Here is a 20,050-nt window from a genome sequence, read left to right as displayed (position 1 = left end):
TCGTTATGAAAAACCTGTTTTTATTTTGTATCATAATGGTTTCTGCAATGATCTCCGCACAGCCGTTTACCCTGAAATCGGTAGGAGAAGCGAAAGAGTTTACGCTTACCCTTTATTACGGATCAGAAGGGAAGGGAGCTTTCGTGCAATATTCAGGGAAGAAAGACATCATTCCTTTGCAGATAAAAAGCTTTAAAGTTGATAAAGACGGGAGAAGTGACGGACAGCCGGATATCTATTATTATATCTGGAATGAAGTGATTGGTGGAAAGGTAAACGGAGTATACAGGTTTGAAATAATGAATCATACTGCTTCGAATATTAGCTATATAAGAGGAAAAGATAATAGAAAGTTTAAGCTTGAAATGGTTGAAGATGAGAAATATGATGGAAGTGACAAATATCTGCTTCACGGTGCTGTGCTTGCCTTTAATCATTTTTATAACAATCATTTCACCATTGATTATCCTGATGGTAAAAAAACAGCTATAGAGCTCCCTTCTCCGGATACCCCATCATTTGCCAGACAGAGTATTGTAGCAGATTACAACTTTGACGGGTATGAAGATATTGCATTTTCTGTTCCTGATGAAGGAATGGGCGTTTACAGAATATTTGATATTTATCTGTATAATCCTGGGAACAAACGCTTTGAAAAGCTTAAAGAACCAGATTATTCCCGTTCAAGCTGTTCCTGTCTCTGTGATGTGGCTGTAGAAAAAGATAAAAAGCTTTTAAAAACAGGATGCAGAGGGGGAGCAAGGTGGCACCAGGATATCTACCGCTTTGGTAAAAAAGGAGTTTTAGAATGGGTGGCTACGAAAGAACAGACGGAAGAATAATTTTACCTGTAAAAGTCATGAAACCTCCTTGTAGCTGTAATATTTATAAAATCAATCAGATACAATTTTATAAAGCATCCGTTTTTTTACGGTATTTTTAAAAATGGCTTTTATGATTCAATTTTAGGTCTGATATTTGTACTGGGTAGCCAAACTAGACGGCCAATTTATTTATGAAAAACATATCTGTGAAAAAGTCCTTTATCTATGCATGTTTATGCGCTGTTTTCCTTGTTTCCTGTAAAAAAGAAATAGAGAAAATAAGCGATACTTTTAAAGATACAGTTTCTGCTTCGGAAACACCGGAGGCAGAAAAAGATTCTATAAAGAAAGATTCTGTTCCTGTAGTGAAGAAAGAATCTATTCCACCTGCCATGCAGGAGAATGGCTTTTATAATGCATTTGTTCTTCCAAAAGATAAAAAGATGCGGGATTCTGTGTATGCAGAATTCAGCAAAAAATTCAGTGTAGGAGAGCGTACTGCTATTTTAGCTTTAAACAGACTCGATTCTAAAAGTAAATGGAATTCCGATACATTGGTAGTTCCTGCGAAAATAGATACAACATTAATGGCTTATTCACCATTTCCAATGCAATTGGATGTTCTAAGCGGGGTGAAAAAGTTTGTTATCTTCTCATATCCTATACAGGCTTTTGCGGTATATTCCAATGGAAGTCTTGTCAAATGGGGACCTACAAGTATGGGAAAAAAAGCGGCTCAGACAACAAGAGGACTTACTTTTGCGAACTGGAAAAAGCAATTGGCAATTTCTACGGTGAGCAGTGAATGGAAACTTCCTTATAATTTTAATATTCACAATATTGGAGGAATCGGATGGCATGAATATACCCTTCCGGGATATCCTGCGTCACACTCATGTCTGCGATTATTAAGGAAAGATGCCCAATGGTTGTATTCCTACGCAGATACCTGGATTCTGAATCCGGGGGGAGCAACTACCAAAGCCAAAGGTACGGCAGTAATGGTATTCGGGGATTATAATTGGGGTGGAAGAAAACCATGGCGAAAACTTTTGGATGATCCGAATGCCAACAATATATCCGTTGAAGAACTTACGAAACTTCTGGAACCGGATGTTCCTAAAATGCTGAAAGAACAAAGCAACAGAGAAAAAGTAGCGGATTCTATCAAAGCAGCAAAAGCGATGGCGACACCGATTCAGAATGAAAAGCCTGTAGAATCACAGTCTAATTAATTTTCTTTTCAAACTGCAGAGTAGATTCTTCAGCAAACCTTCTCAGCTTAATCATTTCATCTTTACCCTTATGCTGCCCGAATCTTGCAGCAATATAAGTAAGAAGAATAAAAAATAACATCACAAAAGAAGCGCTCAGTGCCCAAGGGTATTCAGCGCTTTTTATTTGCTTTTCTACGTAATACATGGTGAAAAAGGTCATCCAGAGAATAGAAAAGGAAAAATAAAGGAACATAAAGAAGGTCCACACTGCAGAACTGGGACCAAATACTCCACGTATTGCCGTATGCTCATCTTCCATTTCTATCCGTAAAGCAAGACGAGGCTTCCAGTAATTGTCGTATTCCGTTTTCACCCAGATTGTTGCAACTTCCTTATTGATATTGCCGGAAAATTCATTTTTATGATCTTCCATATATTTTTTCAAACTTTCAGCATACTCTTCTTTTGTAAGATGAGTAAACATTTTAAATCTGGGTCTTGTTCTTATTCTGTCTAAGGTGCTTTCTTCAGTATTCATATTGTTATTCTTGATAAGGAATCGGGTCTTCCAGTGCGAAACTCAACGTCAGTTTTTGATTTTTTCTTTGAATAACCATGTTGATATTTCGGCCTTCATTAGATTTCATCAATTCTACAATTTTTTCCAGGGTCATATTTGAAGTTTGCTCACCATTGATGCTGAGAACTCTGTCATCCTTTTGCAGGCCTGCTACATCTGCAGGAGAATCCTTTCTTACTCCGGCAATGGAAAATATAGGTTTTAAACTGAATTTATACTGGAAAGAGTCTTTATAAACCTCCGTGGCTACCATGTTAGATTTTTGGGTCTCAATTTTTAACTTGTCTTCCTGCCATTCCAGCCCGTCCTGTTTGAAGTCCAGTCCGCTCATATTAAAATGAAAAGGATCGTCAAAATATCTGTTTTTTCTCAAATACAGCTTTTTGTTAGGGTAATCAAAAACTACAGTAAATCTCCTCATAATTTCACTTCCCACAGAACCTTTTCTGCTTTCCACCAATTTGACATGCTGAATAGAAAATTCATCCGGCATAGCGGTAAGGGGCTTTTCAAACTTAAAGCTTCCAAGATAAAAATTATGAATCCGGCTTCTTTTGCCATAGATATCTCCATTGAAACCACGCCCAAGAAAATCATCAATATTGGGTCTGTTGTAAACAAAATCCTTAATAAGAGTAGGGAAGAGCCATATAGCATCACTGTTGCCAAGGTCTATCAGCAGTTTTGAGTCTTTCTTTTCATTCGTCATTTCTACACCCGCATACAGATAAGGTTTATCTTTTTCAATAGTCACTGGAAATTCTTCAAAACGTCTGATTTTCTTTTTGATAAGATCAGAGTTTTCATAGACCGTTATTTTTTTTGAGGCATAATCAATGTAAATAGGATGGTCTTTGAAAAAATGATAACCGATTACTCCATTTACAGGAATTCCTACGTGAGGCGAAATATTAAATTCTTCATCAATAATGATATAGAGAGACATGGAAGTATTGACAATTTCAGTTCCTATTTTTCCCAAATTGCGGTCAGATTTTAAGCCATCGATACTTAAGCTTCCTCCAAGACCGGAAAATTTAACTTTTTCAACATTGCTTAGTTTGAGTTCCTTATTTTCCAGACTGAAAAGAATGGTCTCTGATACTCCCGTATCAAGCAGAAAGGTAAGTTCTGCACCATTGACATTAATAGGAATAAAGATAAGGTTGTTGATCAACTGAAAAGGAATAACCGCTTTTTTAGTATTAATCAACTCAAAAGAATTCTGGGCATTTATAAAAATGCTTAGAAATAATCCCAGTAAAAGCAATTTAAATTTCATTTACTGAATTTACTGAATTTATCTGTATAATAACAAAAAAACATTCCAAAAGCTGGAATGTTTGTACAAACTACAATGAAGTAGTGTTATTTGTTGAATTTATTTTAATTGGGATTCTGCTTATTTGGAGAAAAATTCCATCAGATCCATATAATTCTTTTGATTGACACCATGTCCGCTCATATATTCTCTGAAAGTAAAATAGCAGCTAAGGTCATAAAGAAGGTCTGCCGCTTTTCTTCCCCATTCAAGTGGGATTACAGCATCATCAGTACCATGAGAAATGAAGAAACGAAGTCCTTCAAGTTTCTTTTTATCTTTTACAATACCATCCAGAATTTTATCTTCAGGATAACTGCTTAAACAGGCAACATAATTGAAAAGTTCAGGATGCTTCAAAGCCAAAGCATAACACAATATTCCTCCCTGGCTGAAGCCGCACAGATGAGCCTTACTTTCCGTCAGTCCATAATGGTTGATGATCTTTAATATACTTTCCAGTGCTGCATGTAAAGATTCCTTCGCCTGAGGGACATCAATAAAGTTTTCTGGATTGTTGAAATTAATATCATACCAGGAGTATCCTTCAAACTGAGTATCATGCGGAGCTCTGAAACTTACAATGATCCAGTCATTAGGAAGAGTTTCTCTGAAACTAAAAAGATCCTGCTCATTACTGCCATAGCCATGAAGCATAAAAAGAATAGGCGTGCTGGGTGTAATCGTTTCCGGTTCTCTTACTAGATAATCTAAATTCATACAGCAAATATACTTAAATTACCTTCAGAATTTTAACTTTTATTATTCATACAACGAACTTGATCAGTATAATGCCGTATGTTTAATGATTGATTCTTTGAAGTGTATTTTTGAATTTTGTGAGTACTTTTCCTTTTTATTAATTTGATATTATTTAGAATTTTTTGTTGGAAAATTTTCATAAAAGTTATTTTTATATTAATAAAAAACTTATATTTGAAACATTAAAAAATCTATTTGGAGAAATGAAGCAATTTTACAATTCAAAAAGTTTACTTAGACTTTCTTTTTTATTCGTTTTATTATTTTCTGTAATTACTGTTGTGAATTCTTGTAAAAAAGATGACGACGAGGAATTTAAGGATCATGTGGTTCAATTCGAAGTGAAGACAACTGCCGGAGGAAATATTATAAGTGTTGTAACACAGGTTGGTACAGCGCAAAATACTATATACAATACTCCGCAATCACCTGTAACTTCGCCTTGGACAAGTGGAGAATTCTTTGTGAATTCCAGTCAGGCACAGCTGAATCTTGATGCCAACGCGTCAATGCCGGATGATAACTCCGAATTGACTATCAATCTTTACATAGATGGAGAAGTGGCAAGAACAGTGAAGAAAAAAGGTAAAGGAGTATTGGTTGCTTCTATCGATTACAGTTTCTTAGAACCATAAAAATATTAAAATATTTATATACAAAAGACCGCTCTCAGAGCGGTCTTTTTATTTTTCAATCAAATGTTGCTGTACTGCAAGATTGATAAGTTCTGTTGAATTCTTTGCCTGAAATTTCTGAAGCAGATTCTTACGGTGGGTATCTACAGTAAGCGGACTTAAGAACAGCTCTTCGGCAATCACATTACTTGTTTTTCCCTGTGCTACCATCTGCAGGATTTGTTTTTCCCTTTTGGTAAGCCGGGGAATGGGCAGGTCATGTGGAGAAAGGCGGCTGATGATCTGTTTGGTTTCATTGCAGAAAACAATATCTCCGGAAAGGGCTCCTTTGATGCATATGACAAGTTCATCAATAGAAGTATTCTTGAGAAGATAACCATTCGCCCCGTTTTGTATAGACTGCATGATGATGCTCCGTTCAGAACGGTTGCTGAACATAATCACTGAAGTACAGGGGGATATTTTTTTTATTTCTCTGCAAAGTTCTGTTCCGTTGGCATCAGGTAGACTAATATCCAGAAGAGTAATATCCACCGTATTTGACGAGATAAAGCTAAGCATTTCCGAACCTGAAGTAAAGCTTCCGGCTACGTTGAAAAAAGGCTGGCTGTTCAGCATCATTCTAAGACCTTCGATGACAATAGGGTGATCATCTACGATGATAATATTTATTGTTTCATTCTCCATGGATGTTGAGTTCTATATTAATGACTGTCCCCTGATGATCGGAATGTATTTCCATTTTCCCTTTCAGGTAATTGACTCTGTTTTTCAGATTGCTGAGTCCCATACTTTTGGTAGTGTTTTCTATATTTTTATCAAAACCTTTTCCGTTATCTTCAATGGTGATCAGGAAATTGTCACCGGATTGAGAGCATTGAAGCAAGATGCTGCTGGCTTCGGCATGTTTTACTGCATTGGCCAGTAATTCCTGTACAATTCTGTAAATATTAAGCTGAATATTTAAAGGCAGTGCTTTGTCAATATCAATAGCCTGAAAATCAATTTCGAGATTTTTCCTGATGTAAAATTCACACAAATCATGTAAAGCAGTTTCCAACCCAAAATTGAGCAATGATTCAGGCATTAAATTTCTGGCTACATGCCGGAGCTCACTCACAGAGTTGTCCAGCTGGCCTAATATTTTATAAAATTCCTGATCCTTTTCTGGATGCAGATGATGGGAAGACCATGTAGAAAAATTGATTTTAACTCCGGCAAGCATTCCGCCGAGGCCATCATGAAGATCTCTTGCAATACGTTCTCTTTCTCTTTCTTCACCATCAAGTATGGCTTTGGTAAGGGATAATTCTTCTTTTTGTTTAATGTCTTCTATTTTCTGTTCGTTTATTTTTTTATTTTTTCTGAAAATGATAAAAAGAAAGCCTAAAAGGCTTAATGCTAATAATAAAACAAGACCCATTCCCCATAAGTAAGAGTTCTTCTTGTTTACCTCCAGGTCTTTTTGATTTTTTTCAGCATTTAAAGTCGCTATTTTTCTTTCTTTTTCAGCGGTATTGAACTTAGATTCGAGTTTGTTGATTTCAAGCTTTACATTCTCTGTATTCAGGCTGTCGTTGAGTTTAGAATATTTCTGCTCCCATAGGAGTGCTTCTTTGGTATTTCCTGTTTCTTCATTGAGTAAAGAAAGCTGCTTATAAAAAGTCTTCCTGTTGTTAAGATCAATGGCCAATGATTTTTCGGTTAAAACATCTTCCAAAGTAGTCTTAGCTTCCTTATATTTTTTAAGTTTCTTTAAAATATCATATTTGTTGAAATAAAACATTTGAGCCAGAAGATTCTGATTGAATTTCTTTGCGTAAAAAATTCCTTTTTCTATAATCGGGAGTGCTTCTGCATTTTTTTGCCGGGTAATATAGAAAAGTGTTTTACTGTAATAATAGAAAGCATTGGATGAAGATTCCGGATAAGGACGGATGAGTTTTTCTGCTTTATGTAAAAACTTTTCAGCTTCATCTCCATTGGCCTGATAGCAGAAATTGTTGGCAGAATTGAGGTAGGTGAAAAATAATTCAGCGGACTCCGGATATTGTTTTTCAAGGATTTTCAATGCTTTATTATTGTAATCTTCTGCCTTTTTAAACTGGGCATTATAAGTAAGGATTACGGCAAGCTGAGTGTATAAGAAACCTAAATTTCTGCTGTTTTCATATTTTTTAACCAGCGGAATACTTTTTTCAAGGATAATCTTGACCAAAGGAATGTAGCCTTCTTTATCCTTTTGGGTAACTCCATAGCTGTACCAGGCTAGTGCCTGGAAAAAATAAGATTCTTCATTTTTGAATTTAGATAAAGATTTGATAGCCTGCTGATAAGAAACTGCAGCTTTCTTTTTGTTCCTGTCCAGATTATATTGCCCTTCGTAATAATAATATTTTGCTGAAATAAAAGGATTGCTTTGAGCCAGTATCTTCCCATTTCCAAGATATTTTTTACTCAAAATAGAATCACTGTTTCTATAATAATTTGATAAAAGAAAAAAGGCGGTTGCTTTTGACGTATCGGGAAGGCCGCTTTTTGTAATATGTTGCAAGCTGTCTATATAAGATCTCTCATTAAGCGGAATGATTTGCTGGGATTGCAGCTTAAAAAATAAGAATAGGCTTAATAGGGCAAGTAATCTCTTCATTATGGGTCAATTCTGTAAAATATTTCTTTAAATGCTCAATTTAATTAAAAATTTTATGATAAAAAATACCTGAATTTAGGTAGAAAAAATTACTGATTTTTCAGGATTGATAGACATGGATGATGCTCATAGCTTTGCAAACATCAAACCAGGAATCATAGAATATTCAATATAGTAATTAAAATTTAAACAAAAAGATTATGAAAAAAATGAGAATGAATCAGCTGTTAAGAGGTGCATTGGTTGCAGTAGTGGCCGCAATGTTTATTGGATTTACAGCTTCATGCAGTAACGATGATGATGACAACAATGTGAATGGAGCAGGGAAAAGTCATAAAGTAGTTTTTAAAGCGATTGCTTCTTCGGGAAGTAATATTGATGTGGCGGTGTACGGAATTGACGGTAACCCTACCACAGCATCAAGTCTTAGTGGAACAACCTGGAGCAGCCCTGAAGTAACGTCAGAGCCAGGAGCATACAATGCCAATGTTGCTGTAAATGCAATTGGATCCAATGCTTCCTCTACTTTGAAGGTTCAGATCTGGGTAGACGGAGAATTGAAAAAAGAGGGAACTTCCAGCGGGCAGTATTTATCAGCTTCTGCAAGCTATACATTTTAATATCAAATTTTAGGACAAAAAACAGGCGCTGAGATTCATTTCATCTCAGCGCCTGTTTTTATATGGTGTTTAAGATTATCCTACCTTAACAATAAAGTAGCTTTTCTTACCTTTTTGCAGCAATAGGAATTTACCGTCGATAAGATCCGTTTCATTAGCTGTAAAAGTATCATTTACTTTTTGCTTATTGACAGAGATTGCGTTCCCTTTGATCTCTCTTTGTGCTTCGCTCTTAGATTTTAAGAATCCTGATTTTTCAGAAAGAAGATCCACAATATTCACTCCTAAAACATCCGCTTTTGCAATTTCTTTCTGAGGAACCCCGTCAAAAACCTCAAGGAATATTTCCTCATCAAGACTTACCAGATCTTCAGCAGTAGAACGTCCGAAAAGAATTTCAGAAGCCTTCAGTGCCTTTTCATATTCTTCTCTTCCATGAACCCAAACTGTTACCTCTTCAGCAAGTTTCTTTTGTAGTTTCCTTTCGTGTGCAGCAGTTTTATGTTCTTCGATCAAAGCTTCAATTTCTTCTTTTCCTAAGAAAGTGTAAAACTTGATGAATCTTTCAGCATCATCATCAGTAGCATTCAGCCAGAACTGGTAGAATTTGTAAGGAGATGTTTTCTTTTTATCAAGCCAATAGTTTTCGCCGCTTTCAGACTTCCCGAATTTGGAACCGTCCGCTTTTGTAATCAAAGGAACCGTTAATGCAAAGGCTTCCCCCTGAGCTTTTCTACGGATCAATTCTGTTCCTGTAGTGATATTTCCCCACTGGTCAGAACCTCCCATCTGTAGCTTTACATTATTATTTTGGTATAAGTGAAGGAAATCATATCCCTGAATTAACTGGTAGGTGAACTCTGTAAAACTCATTCCGTCAATACCTGCGTCTCCGGAAAGTCTTTTCTTTACTGAATCTTTAGCCATCATATAATTGACGGTGATATTCTTCCCGACATTTTTAGCAAAATCAAGGAAAGAAATGTTCTTCATCCAATCATAGTTGTTGACCAACTCAGCTTTGTTAGGCTCATTTCCATCAAAATTTAAGAATTTTGAAAGCTGATTCTTTAAACAGTCAACATAGTGTAAAAGAGTTTCTTCATCCAGAAGATTTCTTTCAGCCGATTTCCCGGATGGATCTCCGATCATTCCTGTAGCACCTCCTACTAAAGCAATCGGTTTGTGGCCGTGCTGCTGGAAGTGCGCTAAAATCTTAATCTGGATAAGACTTCCGATATGTAAAGAATCGGCAGTAGGATCAAAACCAATATATGCAGTAGTTACCTCTTTATTCAGTTGTTCATCGGTTCCTGGCATCATATCGGCAAACAGACCACGCCATTTAAGTTCTTCTATAAAGGAATTCATTGATTTTTAACTTTAAAATTTTAAGTTGCAAAGATAGTAAATTCAGAAAGATTAAGGGTAAAAAAGCGAAAGGACGATAGGGCAGGAATGTAAAATAAGAATATCATAAAAACTTTCCAGCCGGTCACTTTGAAAATACGATGGCTGAACCTTTTTATCCCTTTGTTTTTCACCCCAAATAATCTATATTTGTTATTAATGAACGACGAACAGCTATTCCTGCTCATACAGAAGGCCAAGGATAAAGACCAGAAGGCCCAGACTAAACTCATTAATGTTTTTTGGGTGGATGTTTTCTCTTTTGTGATGAAAAAGGTGAGAGATGAAAATGATGCCGATGAAATCACGGTGAATGTCTTTTCAAAAGTATTGTCAAAACTGGATATGTTCGATCCTCATTTTCAGTTTAAAACCTGGGTGCTCACTATTGCCCAAAATACGGTAATCGATTTCTGGAGAAAGAAGAACCGCGACAATGAAGATGCCGTTGAAAACTTAGATGAGGTTAAAAATCAATACGCAAAATCTCCTGAGGAACTTCTGATTTCTCAAGAAGAACAAAAAAAAATCATCAAAACCATAGAATCCCTGGATGCCAATTACCAGGACATCATCAAATTGAGATTTTTTGAAGAAAAGAGCATCAAAGAAATTGCTGAAGAGCTGGGAATCTCCGTTGCCAATACCAAAGTACGGGTAATGCGTGCCAAAAAAGTCTTAGCCGAACTCTTGAAGAATAATGAGTTTGATGATAATTAAGCGTCAGATAAATCAATGGTATTCAATAGAAATGGGCTTTAGCCCATTTACTGAAAATTCAAATTTACAATTGGCTTCAGCCAAAACTTAAATTTAGAAGACATTGATTAGAAATAAACTTCTTCCTTTGTTTTCGGAAGTATGATTTTTCGTTGCTTCTCCTGATTCCTGTTTTGAAGATTGATCTTTAATCCTTTCTGAATATAAGTTTCCTTTAATGATTTTCCATACTCAGCTGTATTTTCTACTTCTTTTGTATAGTTCAGTTGTCCTGTAGAAAGATTGAAATCTGTATCTTTCCAGTAATCTCCAGGTCTTCCCGAAGAGGAAGAGGTTCCTATTAACTCAAAATGTCCGTTCTGAAATCTATACTTATCTGTAACATCCCATTTCCAGCTGCTTCCTCCGGCCTGGATAATGGTTAGAATCCCTTTTTCAATTCCAGAGCTTTGATAAGGATCACCCATCATACCTCCCGCATTGCTTTCCATAACAGCGTTTCTTGATTTTTCCAGGATAGTCCATTTTCCGTTCACTTTTTTCAAAATTTGAATTTCACGGATTTTTCCCAGTTCGCCCTCATCTTTTGTCGTATATATCATTACTTTTTCAGGAATTTTATCCCCATCAAGATCTCCATCTACCGTTTCGAGGAGAGTAGAACCTGCTGGCTGAAATTGTTTTTGAGCCAGGCAGAATATTCCGGATACAGCAAATAAAAGGCAGAATGTTTTTCTCATAAAGATATTTTGAAGACCTAAATATACAAATGAAATTCTGAATTATTAGTTTCATCAATATTTCCGGTTGATGGTTTCCATTAAAAAATCCTTAACTTTGAACTTCAATTTTAGAAATGGAAAATTTAGTTCAAGACACTACCGTTCAAAAACCAAAATGGATCCGCGTAAAACTTCCTACCGGAAAGAATTACAGAGAGCTTAGAACTTTGGTTGATAAATATAAATTAAATACCATTTGCCAAAGCGGAAGCTGCCCGAACATGGGAGAATGCTGGGGTGAAGGTACAGCCACTTTCATGATTTTAGGAAATATCTGTACGAGAAGCTGTGGATTCTGTGGCGTAAAAACAGGAAAACCGCTGGATGTAAACTGGGATGAACCTGAAAAAGTAGCAAGATCAATCAAATTAATGAAGATCAAACATGCCGTTCTTACTTCTGTAGACCGTGATGATCTGAAAGATATGGGATCTATTCTTTGGGGGGAAACAGTAAATGCGGTAAGAAGAATTTCTCCGGGAACGACCATGGAAACTCTAATTCCGGATTTCCAGGGACTTACAAAACATCTAGACAGATTAGTAGACGTAGCCCCGGAAGTGATCTCTCATAATATGGAAACGGTAAAACGTTTGACAAGAGAAGTGAGAATCCAGGCTAAATATGAAAGAAGTCTTGAAGTTTTGAGATATCTGAAAGAAGCAGGACAGAGAAGAACAAAAACTGGAGTAATGCTGGGATTGGGTGAAACCAAAGATGAGGTTTTCCAAACCATTGAAGATATTAGAAATGCTAACGTAGATGTTATTACGATGGGACAATACTTACAGCCGACTAAAAAACATCTTCCTGTAAAAAAATTCATCACGCCGGAAGAGTTTGATGAGTTTGGAGATTTTGCAAGAAGTTTAGGTTTCAGACACGTTGAAAGTTCGCCTCTTGTAAGAAGTTCTTACCACGCAGAAAAACATATTCATTAAAATACAGACCGTTCAGAAATGAACGGTTTTTTGTTTTTTAGGGAGTAGGTTGCAGGGATTAGGTGTTAGGAATGAAGACCTCCGGTTGTCATGAATGCCGGCCATCATTCTCCTCTTTTGGAGGGGTGGCAAAAATTCAAAGAATTTTTTGACGGGGTAGTTTAGAATATTATGAGATACATTACGCATCAATAAAAGAGGACTTCAGTCCGCTTATTATAGAATTAAATAAGCGCTGCATTATTTTATACACACTACAAATTCATCCTATTTATTACAAGCCGTTTCCTTAGTAATTACCCCAATTCGTCCATTAACTTCAATAGGTCTGAAATGTTTTTTCTTGAATTCGGAAGGAGTTTCTCCTGTATGCTGTTTGAATAATTTATTAAAATAAGAAAGGCTCTCAAAACCCACCTGAAAGCAAACCTCTGTCACAGAATAATCTTTCAACAGAAATATTTTGGCCTGATTGATCCTGTAATTATTTACAAAATCGGTGAAGGTCATATTGGTCTGCTTTTTAAAATAACGGCAGAAAGCAGGAGTACTCAGACTCACAACTTTTGCCACTTCATTTACATTAGGCTTTTGGTCATAGTTTTGGTGAATATAGTCGTAGATGGTTCCCATCCTGATTTTATCATTCAAAAACCATTTAATCCGGGTATCTTCTTTATTGAGTTCTTTTACTTCAGTTGAATCGGCAAGGATCTGTAGAATATCAATCAGCCCCATTAAAGATTCAAAGGAGTTTTTGTCTTTAATCAGCTGTAGTTTTTCAACCACTGTGTTTTTGGTTTCCCCTGAAAATGACAATCCAAGATAGGAACGTTCCAAAAGAGCTTTAATATTCTCAAATTCCGGAACAGGAAGAATAATATCCTGAAGGAAACTTTCGCGCATCTGCAGCACCAGCTGTTTACATTCGGTCTGAATACCGTAATCAAAATTAAGATGAGGTACATTAGACCCAATCAATAAAAGATCACTGTCTGTAAAGCCGGAAATATTTTTCCCAACGTGCCGGATTCCATTCACTGCTTCTACATAGACCAGCTCGATTTCCGGATGATAATGCCAGAAAAAACAGTTTTTCAGAGAAGGAGCAAATAGCTTGAATGATTTACCCTTTTCAAATTCAATAATTTCTTTCTGGATTTTCATCTTGTTCTGATTTGATGGTTTCTGGATATAAAATTAAATAAAAAGGTTAATATGGAGCAAATTTTTATCATTCAAAGAGGTGTGAAATTCAAACTTTCTTTCGATTTTTGCACTTTCAAAATAAAGGTGCTCAAGTGTTTTTAATTTGAAAGAAATTCATTCAGAAAAAAGATTTAGATACAATGAAGATTGATAAAAGAATAATACCACTAGCCATCGGTGGTTTGGGAATAGGAACTACGGAATTTACCGTAATGGGGCTGCTGCCGGATATTGCAAAAACGTTACAGATCACGATCCCGCAGGCAGGACATTTAATTTCTGCTTATGCGATGGGAGTAGTTATCGGAGCACCTATCCTTATTGGGTACTCTGTAAAATTTCCTCCGAAAAAAGTTCTGATGGCTTTTATGATCCTTTTTACCCTATTTAATGGCCTTTCTGCTATTGCTCCAGGATACAACAGTATGCTGGCGATAAGATTCCTGTCCGGGCTTCCTCACGGAGCCTTTTTTGGAGTAGGAACGGTAGTAGCCTCAAGAATGGCCGGGAAAGGAAAAGAAGCATTTTATATATCCATGATGTTTACCGGGCTTACGGTCGCTAACCTTGCTATGGTTCCTCTGGTCACTTATATTGGACATACTTTCCATTGGAGGTTTTACTTTGCTATCGTAGCGGTCATCGGTCTCTTCGCTATTTTATTTTTAAAACTGTGGCTTCCTGCAATGGAATCCAACCAAAATACGCACTTCATGGAAGAATTGAAGTTCCTTAAAAATAAACAGTCGTGGCTGGTACTTGCCATTACGGCGATCGGGTTTGGAGGACTTTTCACATGGTTGAGCTATATTACCCCTTTAATGACGGTGGTTGCCGGAATCAAAAGCAGCCAGATGGCATATGTTATGGTTCTTGCCGGAGCCGGAATGGTAGTCGGTAACCTGGTCGGAGGTATTGTTTCAGACAAATTGGGACCTGAAAAAACCTGTGCTTTGCTGATCTTCCTGATGATGATTTCTTTGGGAGGAGTTTTCTTCCTGGCCGAACATCAGAATATTGCACTTATACTGACATTTATGTGTGGAGCTTTATCCATGTCGATTGCATCACCCATCAATATTATGATGATGAAAGCCGCTCCAAAAAGTGAAATGATGGCAGCTGCTTTTATGCAGGCAGGTTTTAATATTGCCAACGCTATGGGAGCCTTCCTGGGAGGAATTCCTTTAGAATACGGGTATTCGTTCAAATATCCATCATTGGTAGGAGTAGGGATGACCTTTATAGGAGTGATTGTAAGTGTAAGGTATATCTATCTGTATGGCTCGGGAGCTCAGAAAGAACAAGAAGTTGCTGCAGAATGTGTGTCATGTGACAAATAAGAATACAATTGATCGTATTTAAAATAAAAAAAGAGCCTGTTTTTCGCTGAAAACAGGCTCTTTTGTATCAAATAAATTTTATGCCTCTACTTCATCTCCGTTTTTGCACCAATAGAGGGCATTGTATAAGTTTTCTTTCGGGAAAGATTTAAATTCTCCCGGCATCAGAACACTGAAAATACTGGTAAAATTACGTATACCTTCTTTATCCGTAACAATGGCTGACCGATTCCAATTGGTAAGGTTTTTCAATCCTAACAGCAAATCTTCAAGCCATGCACCCATGGTAAAATTATCCAGATCGGTATCCAAATACAATAAATAATTCAGCTCACCAAACTGTTCTACCTTCTCTTTTACACGCGGAATTACCAGTTTTTCAAAATCCTCTTTCGTTACTTCTCCCGTTGCATTGAATGCCGCAACATTCTCCGGGGCTTCTGGAATAATTGTTATCATAATGAATATTTTTTGGTGGTTTGATTTTAAAAACTAACAATAACTACACCATAATTTGATGGGAAATTGTTAAAAAAGGTATAAATATTGTTGTTTTTAGTGTAAAATATTAATATGAATCTCAAATCGAATGAACCTTTTTGGCTTTTAAAAAACGGATTAATGAAATCCTATCCGTCTCTAAAATCAAACAAAGAATGTGAAGTTCTTATTATAGGAGGCGGGATCACAGGGAGTCTTATTGTCCATCAGATGATAGACGACGGCTATGATACGATTCTTATTGATAAACGGGAACTTTGCAATGGAAGCACCTCTGCTACAACTTCAATGCTGCAATATGAAATAGATGTTCCTCTCTATGAACTGATAGGCAAAATAGGTGAAAAGGGTGCTGTTTTAAGTTATAAAGCGTGCAGTGATGCGATTGACTTGATAGAAAAGCTTTCAAAACTGATCAAATCGGATGCAGGTTTCAAACGAAAGAAATCCTTGTATTTTGCTTCAAAAAAGAAAGATGTTGATTGGCTGAAGAAAGAATATAAAGCGAGAAAAGAAAACGGATTTGAGGTGCAATGGCTGGAATCAGAAAAGATTTTAGAACAATTTGAATTTGAGAATACATATGGCGGTATTTTGTCAAAACAAGGGGCTAGTATTGATGCATTTCAGTTTGCTCATGAGCTTTTTATGCATAATGTAAGAAAAGGATTGAAGATCTTTGATAAGACCGAGATGGTAAAAGTGGAGGAGCATAAAGGATTTAACCTGGTGACAGTAGACAGCGGATTTCAGATCAAAGCAAAAAAGATCATGTACTGTATCGGCTATGAAAGTAAAAACCTGCTGAAAGAACACTTCGTTAACCTGAAAAGCACCTATGCTGTTGTTTCTGAAATAGACAAAAACAAGTTTAAAAATATCAGAAGTACATTGGTCTGGAATACCGATGATCCGTATCTCTACATGCGGACTACCGATGACGGAAGGATGCTTATCGGAGGAGGAGACGAAGACTTTTATAACGCTGAAAAACGGGACGCTCTTCTCAATAAAAAAGAAAAAGAGATCCTTAAAAATCTAAAGAAAATAAAACCTGATTATCCCTTTTATACCGATTTTGTCTGGGCTGGAACTTTTGGAGAAACCAAAGACGGACTCCCTTATATTGGTACCCATGAAAAATTCAAAAATTCCTATTTTGTATTAGGTTTTGGAGGAAATGGGATTACTTTTTCAGCAACAGGGATGGAGATGGTTTCTCTGTTTATGAAGAATAAAAAACATCCGTTGTCAAGGTATTTTAAATTTGGGAGATAATATTGGGATTTTTAACCACAAAAGTCACAAAAGTTTTTAGAGGCTTTGTTTATTTCAAGTCTAAAACTTTACGGATATAAAGTACACATAAGTCTAAAAATCTATGATTTTTAATCCACAATAAAGGGTATTTAGATTTCTTCGGAATGACAAATTGTATGGGTAGTCTTGTATTCAATCGAAGGTACTCAATTCCCCTCCTCCGGAGGGGTGGCAAAAATTCAAAGAATTTTTGACGGGGTGGTTTTACCCATTATCCAGCATAAAAAAAGCGGGCCTCAACCCGCTTTAAAACTACAAACTATACCCATTCTTTTTAGCCAGTTCAAGAATAGAACTTTCAATGGCTTTTCCCAAATCATCAGAATCATCATTTCCGCGTTTCTTCATTTCTCCGTCAATATAAGTCTGACGCTTTTTGGAAAGCTCCTCAATTTCTTTCTGAATTTTATCACGGGCTGCAGATTTTACAGCAATTGTTTTTTGAATTTCTTCCTTGCTTTTTCCTTTCAGCTCGGCAGGAAGTTCACTTTCTTTTACATGGGCAATAAATCCTGCATCCTTTTCAGCTTTATCCACCAGATCCCAGTGATCATTTTTGTAAGCATTCTTTTTAGATTTGGCAACGGCTCTTTCCACCAGGTTGGATGCTGACTGTGATGCTGCATTTTTATCCTGTGTAATCTGCTTAAGCCTGTAATCCGAACCATGACTTCCATAATACATGTAAGTGTCATTCAGTTTTGCATTGCATTCGGAAATTTTGATATCATAAGGCGTTTCAATATAGAGTACTTTTCTGTCACTGTCGATATTGAAATATTTTCCACCTCCTAATGATGCTCCATTTTGCCACGAAGTCTGAATGCCTTCCTCCCGGCTTCCGCAGAAAATGGTGTTGGTATAGATATTTTTCCCTTTTGCTTTTGAAACAACATCCTTATAATTTATTTTTCCCTGATCAAATGCTTCATTCCCTGCAATATAAATCAGTTTCATGCTTTTATCATTGCTGTCCCAGTTCAGGTTGGCGGAAGCATCACGAATAACAGCTCCGCAATATTCACTGCCGCCATTAGTTTTTAAGGCGAATAGTTTTTCGGAAATAAGATCAAGATCCTGAGTAAGAGGAGCAACCTGGCGGATGTAATTTTCATCACGGATTCCGTCGTTTCCATATTCATACAGGGCAATTTCAATCTGGGGAGCCTTTCCGTTATATTTTAGAGTGGTCAAAGTATTCACAATATTCCAGAGTCTGGATTTTGCCTGATCAATCAGTCCGTCCATACTATTGGAAGTATCCAGTAAAAGAGCGACCTGAATTTTATTGTCCTTTAAGGTTGAGCTGGCCGGAATCATTGTTACTTTTTGTCCCGGTAAATGACTGTCAACATTACTTTTTACAGAGCGGTTGTCCGGAATAGTACCGGAGCTTAAAAAAGCTGTACCCGCTGCAAGTGCTAAGATTTTTAAAGTTGTCATATTGTTGTTTTTTTATTGGTTATCTGCTGTAATACTGAATCTGCATCTCTTTCGGATACTTCACTTCATAGGAGAATGTAATCTTCTCTGAACTTCCTGAACCGATGTTCTTGTTCCAAAGGATGCTGCCGGTTTTATCATCAAGGCTTCCATCACCAAGGTTCAGCGTTTTTACCAGGATCTTAGAATTTTCGCTGATCGGAAGCTGATCAAGAACTTCCAGCTCAATACTTTCTTTTGTATTATTTCTGATGCTGATCTGATAAGACTCTGTTTCCCATTTGTTGGAATTCATTGCCTTTTGAGACGTTTTATCTTCAAGCTTGATTCTTTTTACCGTAATTCTTTCATCTACACCAAGAGAAATCGGGAATTCGTCTTTCACATAATTGCTGGTAATATTGGTTTTTCCGATATAATTATCTTCAAAATAAATATTGGCTTCCCCATTGATGAGGTTGAGGTTCTGCCAGTTCTTTACAAAAGCCATCAGGAATACCTGATTATTAAGTTTCGGAACCGTGTGGTATTTGTAAGTGGCATCAATCTGCTTTTTATCCAGGATTACATACTGTTCTTTTTCCTGGCTTACAATGGTCTGGTTATAATTCAGCTCATAGATCACGTTCATTTGGCTGTCAGAAACTGAAGCTATCGGAATTTGGCTTGGTTTTGCGGCTACATCTTCTCTCATCTGATACGCATTAGCCGCTGAAGTTTCCTTTTTAAGCTTATAGGCTGCTATTTCCATCTGGGAATTGTACGGCGTATATTCAGCTACATACAGCGGAGATAGAATAGGTCTGTCCTGATTGTATGACGGTCTGTAAGTAGAGACGAACAACTTTACATTTTTCCAGTCCTGTCCGGTTTTCTGATAAATTTTACCCTTATAAACCATTTCAAGAGGTTTTTTTACAGACTGAGCCCGCAAGTCGTAGGAAGGAACCCATCCGGCATCAGAAACGATGTAGCTTACCCCAAGATTCAGATTCGTTTCACTGTCTGCAAGGATTTCCAGTAAAAGCTCTCTGCGGTTGGTATTTTTATGAGTTTGCTCTTCAGCAGACTGGCTGTTGAGCTTTGCAATACTTTCATCCAGAACCGTTTTCTGCTCGTCAAGGAGAAATACCTGATTATCGATCTCCAGCATTCGTTTTCTGTAAAACTCAGTAAGCTTAATAAGCTGTTCCTGTGGAGTAGATTTATCATTGGTAGATACTTTCAAATTATCATTAATGATCCGTTGTTCTCCTGTCAGGTTTTTGATCTGAATATTCAGAAGGCTTACTTGCCTTTGAAGTTTTTTGGTCTCTGTTTTAAGTTTCTTTTCATTGTCTGACAATTCATCATTTTTCAAAAAATTATTTTGAGGAGTAATGGAAAGAAGTGTTGTATTTTTTTCAAGGTTGATTTTGTACGTATTCTCATCCAGATTATTGGGGAGATTGACGATTCTTATTGTATTTCTACCTTTCTGAAGGCTTACATTGGTAGTCCCAAAAACCTTAGCTCCCTGAAGAAATACGGTGGCCTGTTTTACTTCAATTTCTTTTTTAATTTCCTGTGCTTTAATAAAGGAAACGGAAAATGTAATTACTATTAAAAGATAACGTTTCATCGTTTATTATTTTAAATTTCTAAAGTAAAATTATCCCTATTTAAGGCTGAAAATCGGGAAACTTGGTGAAGTGGAGGTTTGACTTGGTGAGTGTGTCACAGGTAAAAAAATAAAAAACAGCTCCCAAAGGAACTGTCTTTTTAAATCTGTT

Annotated in this window: 19 protein-coding genes; 8 read left to right on the top strand and 11 right to left on the bottom strand. The window is 36.6% G+C overall.

The window, feature by feature from the left end; genetic code table 11:
- The first annotated feature begins 5 nt into the window (after positions 1–5).
- Positions 6–842, top strand: a complete 837-nt coding sequence (locus AC07UM_RS05525; protein WP_494684768.1) for an XAC2610-related protein — start codon at positions 6–8, stop codon at positions 840–842.
- Positions 843–1,030: 188 nt separating this feature from the next.
- Positions 1,031–2,059, top strand: coding sequence for a L,D-transpeptidase (locus tag AC07UM_RS05520; RefSeq protein ID WP_494684767.1), 1,029 nt, complete (start codon positions 1,031–1,033; stop codon positions 2,057–2,059).
- Here the strand turns inward: AC07UM_RS05520 and AC07UM_RS05515 are convergent.
- The 3 genes from AC07UM_RS05515 to AC07UM_RS05505 form a co-directional block, all read right to left on the bottom strand.
- Entirely contained in the window at positions 2,052–2,579 is a 528-nt protein-coding gene (locus AC07UM_RS05515) for a hypothetical protein (RefSeq protein WP_103235417.1), read from the bottom strand. The two genes, AC07UM_RS05520 and AC07UM_RS05515, sit on opposite strands and share 8 nt — an antisense overlap.
- Before the next feature lie 4 nt (positions 2,580–2,583).
- Positions 2,584–3,903, bottom strand: a complete 1,320-nt coding sequence (locus AC07UM_RS05510) for a PDZ domain-containing protein (protein WP_494684766.1) — start codon at positions 3,901–3,903, stop codon at positions 2,584–2,586.
- Between the two features lie 120 nt (positions 3,904–4,023).
- Positions 4,024–4,662 carry an alpha/beta hydrolase gene (locus AC07UM_RS05505; RefSeq protein WP_494684765.1) on the bottom strand — a complete coding sequence of 213 codons (639 nt, stop codon included), beginning with the start codon at positions 4,660–4,662 and terminating at the stop codon, positions 4,024–4,026.
- Positions 4,663–4,907: 245 nt separating this feature from the next.
- Between AC07UM_RS05505 and AC07UM_RS05500 the strand changes: the two genes are divergently transcribed.
- On the top strand, positions 4,908–5,339 hold the full coding sequence (locus AC07UM_RS05500) for a hypothetical protein (RefSeq protein WP_494684764.1): 432 nt from the start codon (positions 4,908–4,910) through the stop codon (positions 5,337–5,339).
- Positions 5,340–5,387: 48 nt separating this feature from the next.
- Here the strand turns inward: AC07UM_RS05500 and AC07UM_RS05495 are convergent, their stop codons facing one another.
- Both AC07UM_RS05495 and AC07UM_RS05490 read right to left on the bottom strand, forming a co-directional pair.
- A complete protein-coding gene (locus AC07UM_RS05495) occupies positions 5,388–6,026 on the bottom strand; it encodes a response regulator (protein ID WP_494684763.1) in 639 nt (212 codons plus the stop codon).
- Positions 6,016–7,989: a sensor histidine kinase gene (locus AC07UM_RS05490; RefSeq protein WP_494684762.1), complete on the bottom strand. Its 1,974-nt coding sequence runs from the start codon at positions 7,987–7,989 to the stop codon at positions 6,016–6,018. The genes AC07UM_RS05495 and AC07UM_RS05490 overlap by 11 nt, the downstream gene beginning before the upstream one ends.
- A gap of 200 nt (positions 7,990–8,189) precedes the next feature.
- On the opposite strand from AC07UM_RS05490, the gene AC07UM_RS05485 reads away from it, so the two are divergent.
- The gene (locus tag AC07UM_RS05485) at positions 8,190–8,609 is read left to right on the top strand and encodes a hypothetical protein (RefSeq protein WP_494684761.1); all 420 of its coding nucleotides are present in this window, start codon (positions 8,190–8,192) and stop codon (positions 8,607–8,609) included.
- 75 nt (positions 8,610–8,684) lie between these two features.
- Here AC07UM_RS05485 and tyrS read toward each other — a convergent pair whose 3' ends face one another.
- The gene (gene tyrS, locus AC07UM_RS05480) at positions 8,685–9,980 is read right to left on the bottom strand and encodes a tyrosine--tRNA ligase (RefSeq protein ID WP_494684760.1); all 1,296 of its coding nucleotides are present in this window, start codon (positions 9,978–9,980) and stop codon (positions 8,685–8,687) included.
- Between the two features lie 198 nt (positions 9,981–10,178).
- Here tyrS and AC07UM_RS05475 point away from each other — a divergent pair, with 198 nt between their 5' ends.
- Complete coding sequence (locus AC07UM_RS05475) at positions 10,179–10,739, top strand: RNA polymerase sigma factor (RefSeq protein ID WP_103233542.1); 561 nt, start codon at positions 10,179–10,181, stop codon at positions 10,737–10,739.
- 107 nt (positions 10,740–10,846) lie between these two features.
- On the opposite strand, the gene AC07UM_RS05470 is transcribed toward AC07UM_RS05475, so the two are convergent.
- Entirely contained in the window at positions 10,847–11,479 is a 633-nt protein-coding gene (locus tag AC07UM_RS05470) for a hypothetical protein (protein ID WP_494684759.1), read from the bottom strand.
- 116 nt (positions 11,480–11,595) lie between these two features.
- Here AC07UM_RS05470 and lipA point away from each other — a divergent pair, with 116 nt between their 5' ends.
- The gene (lipA, locus tag AC07UM_RS05465) at positions 11,596–12,462 is read left to right on the top strand and encodes a lipoyl synthase (RefSeq protein ID WP_103233544.1); all 867 of its coding nucleotides are present in this window, start codon (positions 11,596–11,598) and stop codon (positions 12,460–12,462) included.
- A gap of 267 nt (positions 12,463–12,729) precedes the next feature.
- Here the strand turns inward: lipA and AC07UM_RS05460 are convergent, their stop codons facing one another.
- A complete protein-coding gene (locus tag AC07UM_RS05460; RefSeq protein ID WP_494684758.1) occupies positions 12,730–13,629 on the bottom strand; it encodes an AraC family transcriptional regulator in 900 nt (299 codons plus the stop codon).
- 182 nt (positions 13,630–13,811) lie between these two features.
- Between AC07UM_RS05460 and AC07UM_RS05455 the strand changes: the two genes are divergently transcribed.
- A complete protein-coding gene (locus AC07UM_RS05455; protein WP_124530501.1) occupies positions 13,812–15,014 on the top strand; it encodes an MFS transporter in 1,203 nt (400 codons plus the stop codon).
- Between the two features lie 78 nt (positions 15,015–15,092).
- On the opposite strand, the gene AC07UM_RS05450 is transcribed toward AC07UM_RS05455, so the two are convergent.
- Positions 15,093–15,473, bottom strand: coding sequence for a SpoIIAA family protein (locus AC07UM_RS05450; RefSeq protein ID WP_002981039.1), 381 nt, complete (start codon positions 15,471–15,473; stop codon positions 15,093–15,095).
- Positions 15,474–15,635: 162 nt separating this feature from the next.
- Between AC07UM_RS05450 and AC07UM_RS05445 the strand changes: the two genes are divergently transcribed.
- On the top strand, positions 15,636–16,793 hold the full coding sequence (locus AC07UM_RS05445) for an NAD(P)/FAD-dependent oxidoreductase (RefSeq protein ID WP_494684757.1): 1,158 nt from the start codon (positions 15,636–15,638) through the stop codon (positions 16,791–16,793).
- 294 nt (positions 16,794–17,087) lie between these two features.
- Here the strand turns inward: AC07UM_RS05445 and AC07UM_RS05440 are convergent, their stop codons facing one another.
- Both AC07UM_RS05440 and AC07UM_RS05435 read right to left on the bottom strand, forming a co-directional pair.
- Complete coding sequence (locus tag AC07UM_RS05440) at positions 17,088–18,278, bottom strand: VWA domain-containing protein (RefSeq protein ID WP_494684756.1); 1,191 nt, start codon at positions 18,276–18,278, stop codon at positions 17,088–17,090.
- A 19-nt stretch (positions 18,279–18,297) separates the two neighbouring features.
- Complete coding sequence (locus AC07UM_RS05435) at positions 18,298–19,899, bottom strand: DUF4139 domain-containing protein (RefSeq protein ID WP_494684755.1); 1,602 nt, start codon at positions 19,897–19,899, stop codon at positions 18,298–18,300.
- Between the last annotated feature and the right edge of the window lie 151 nt (positions 19,900–20,050).

Source organism: Chryseobacterium sp. GW821-FHT04C04, assembly GCF_059420365.1.
This window is presented reverse-complemented; position numbering and strand designations above follow the sequence as displayed.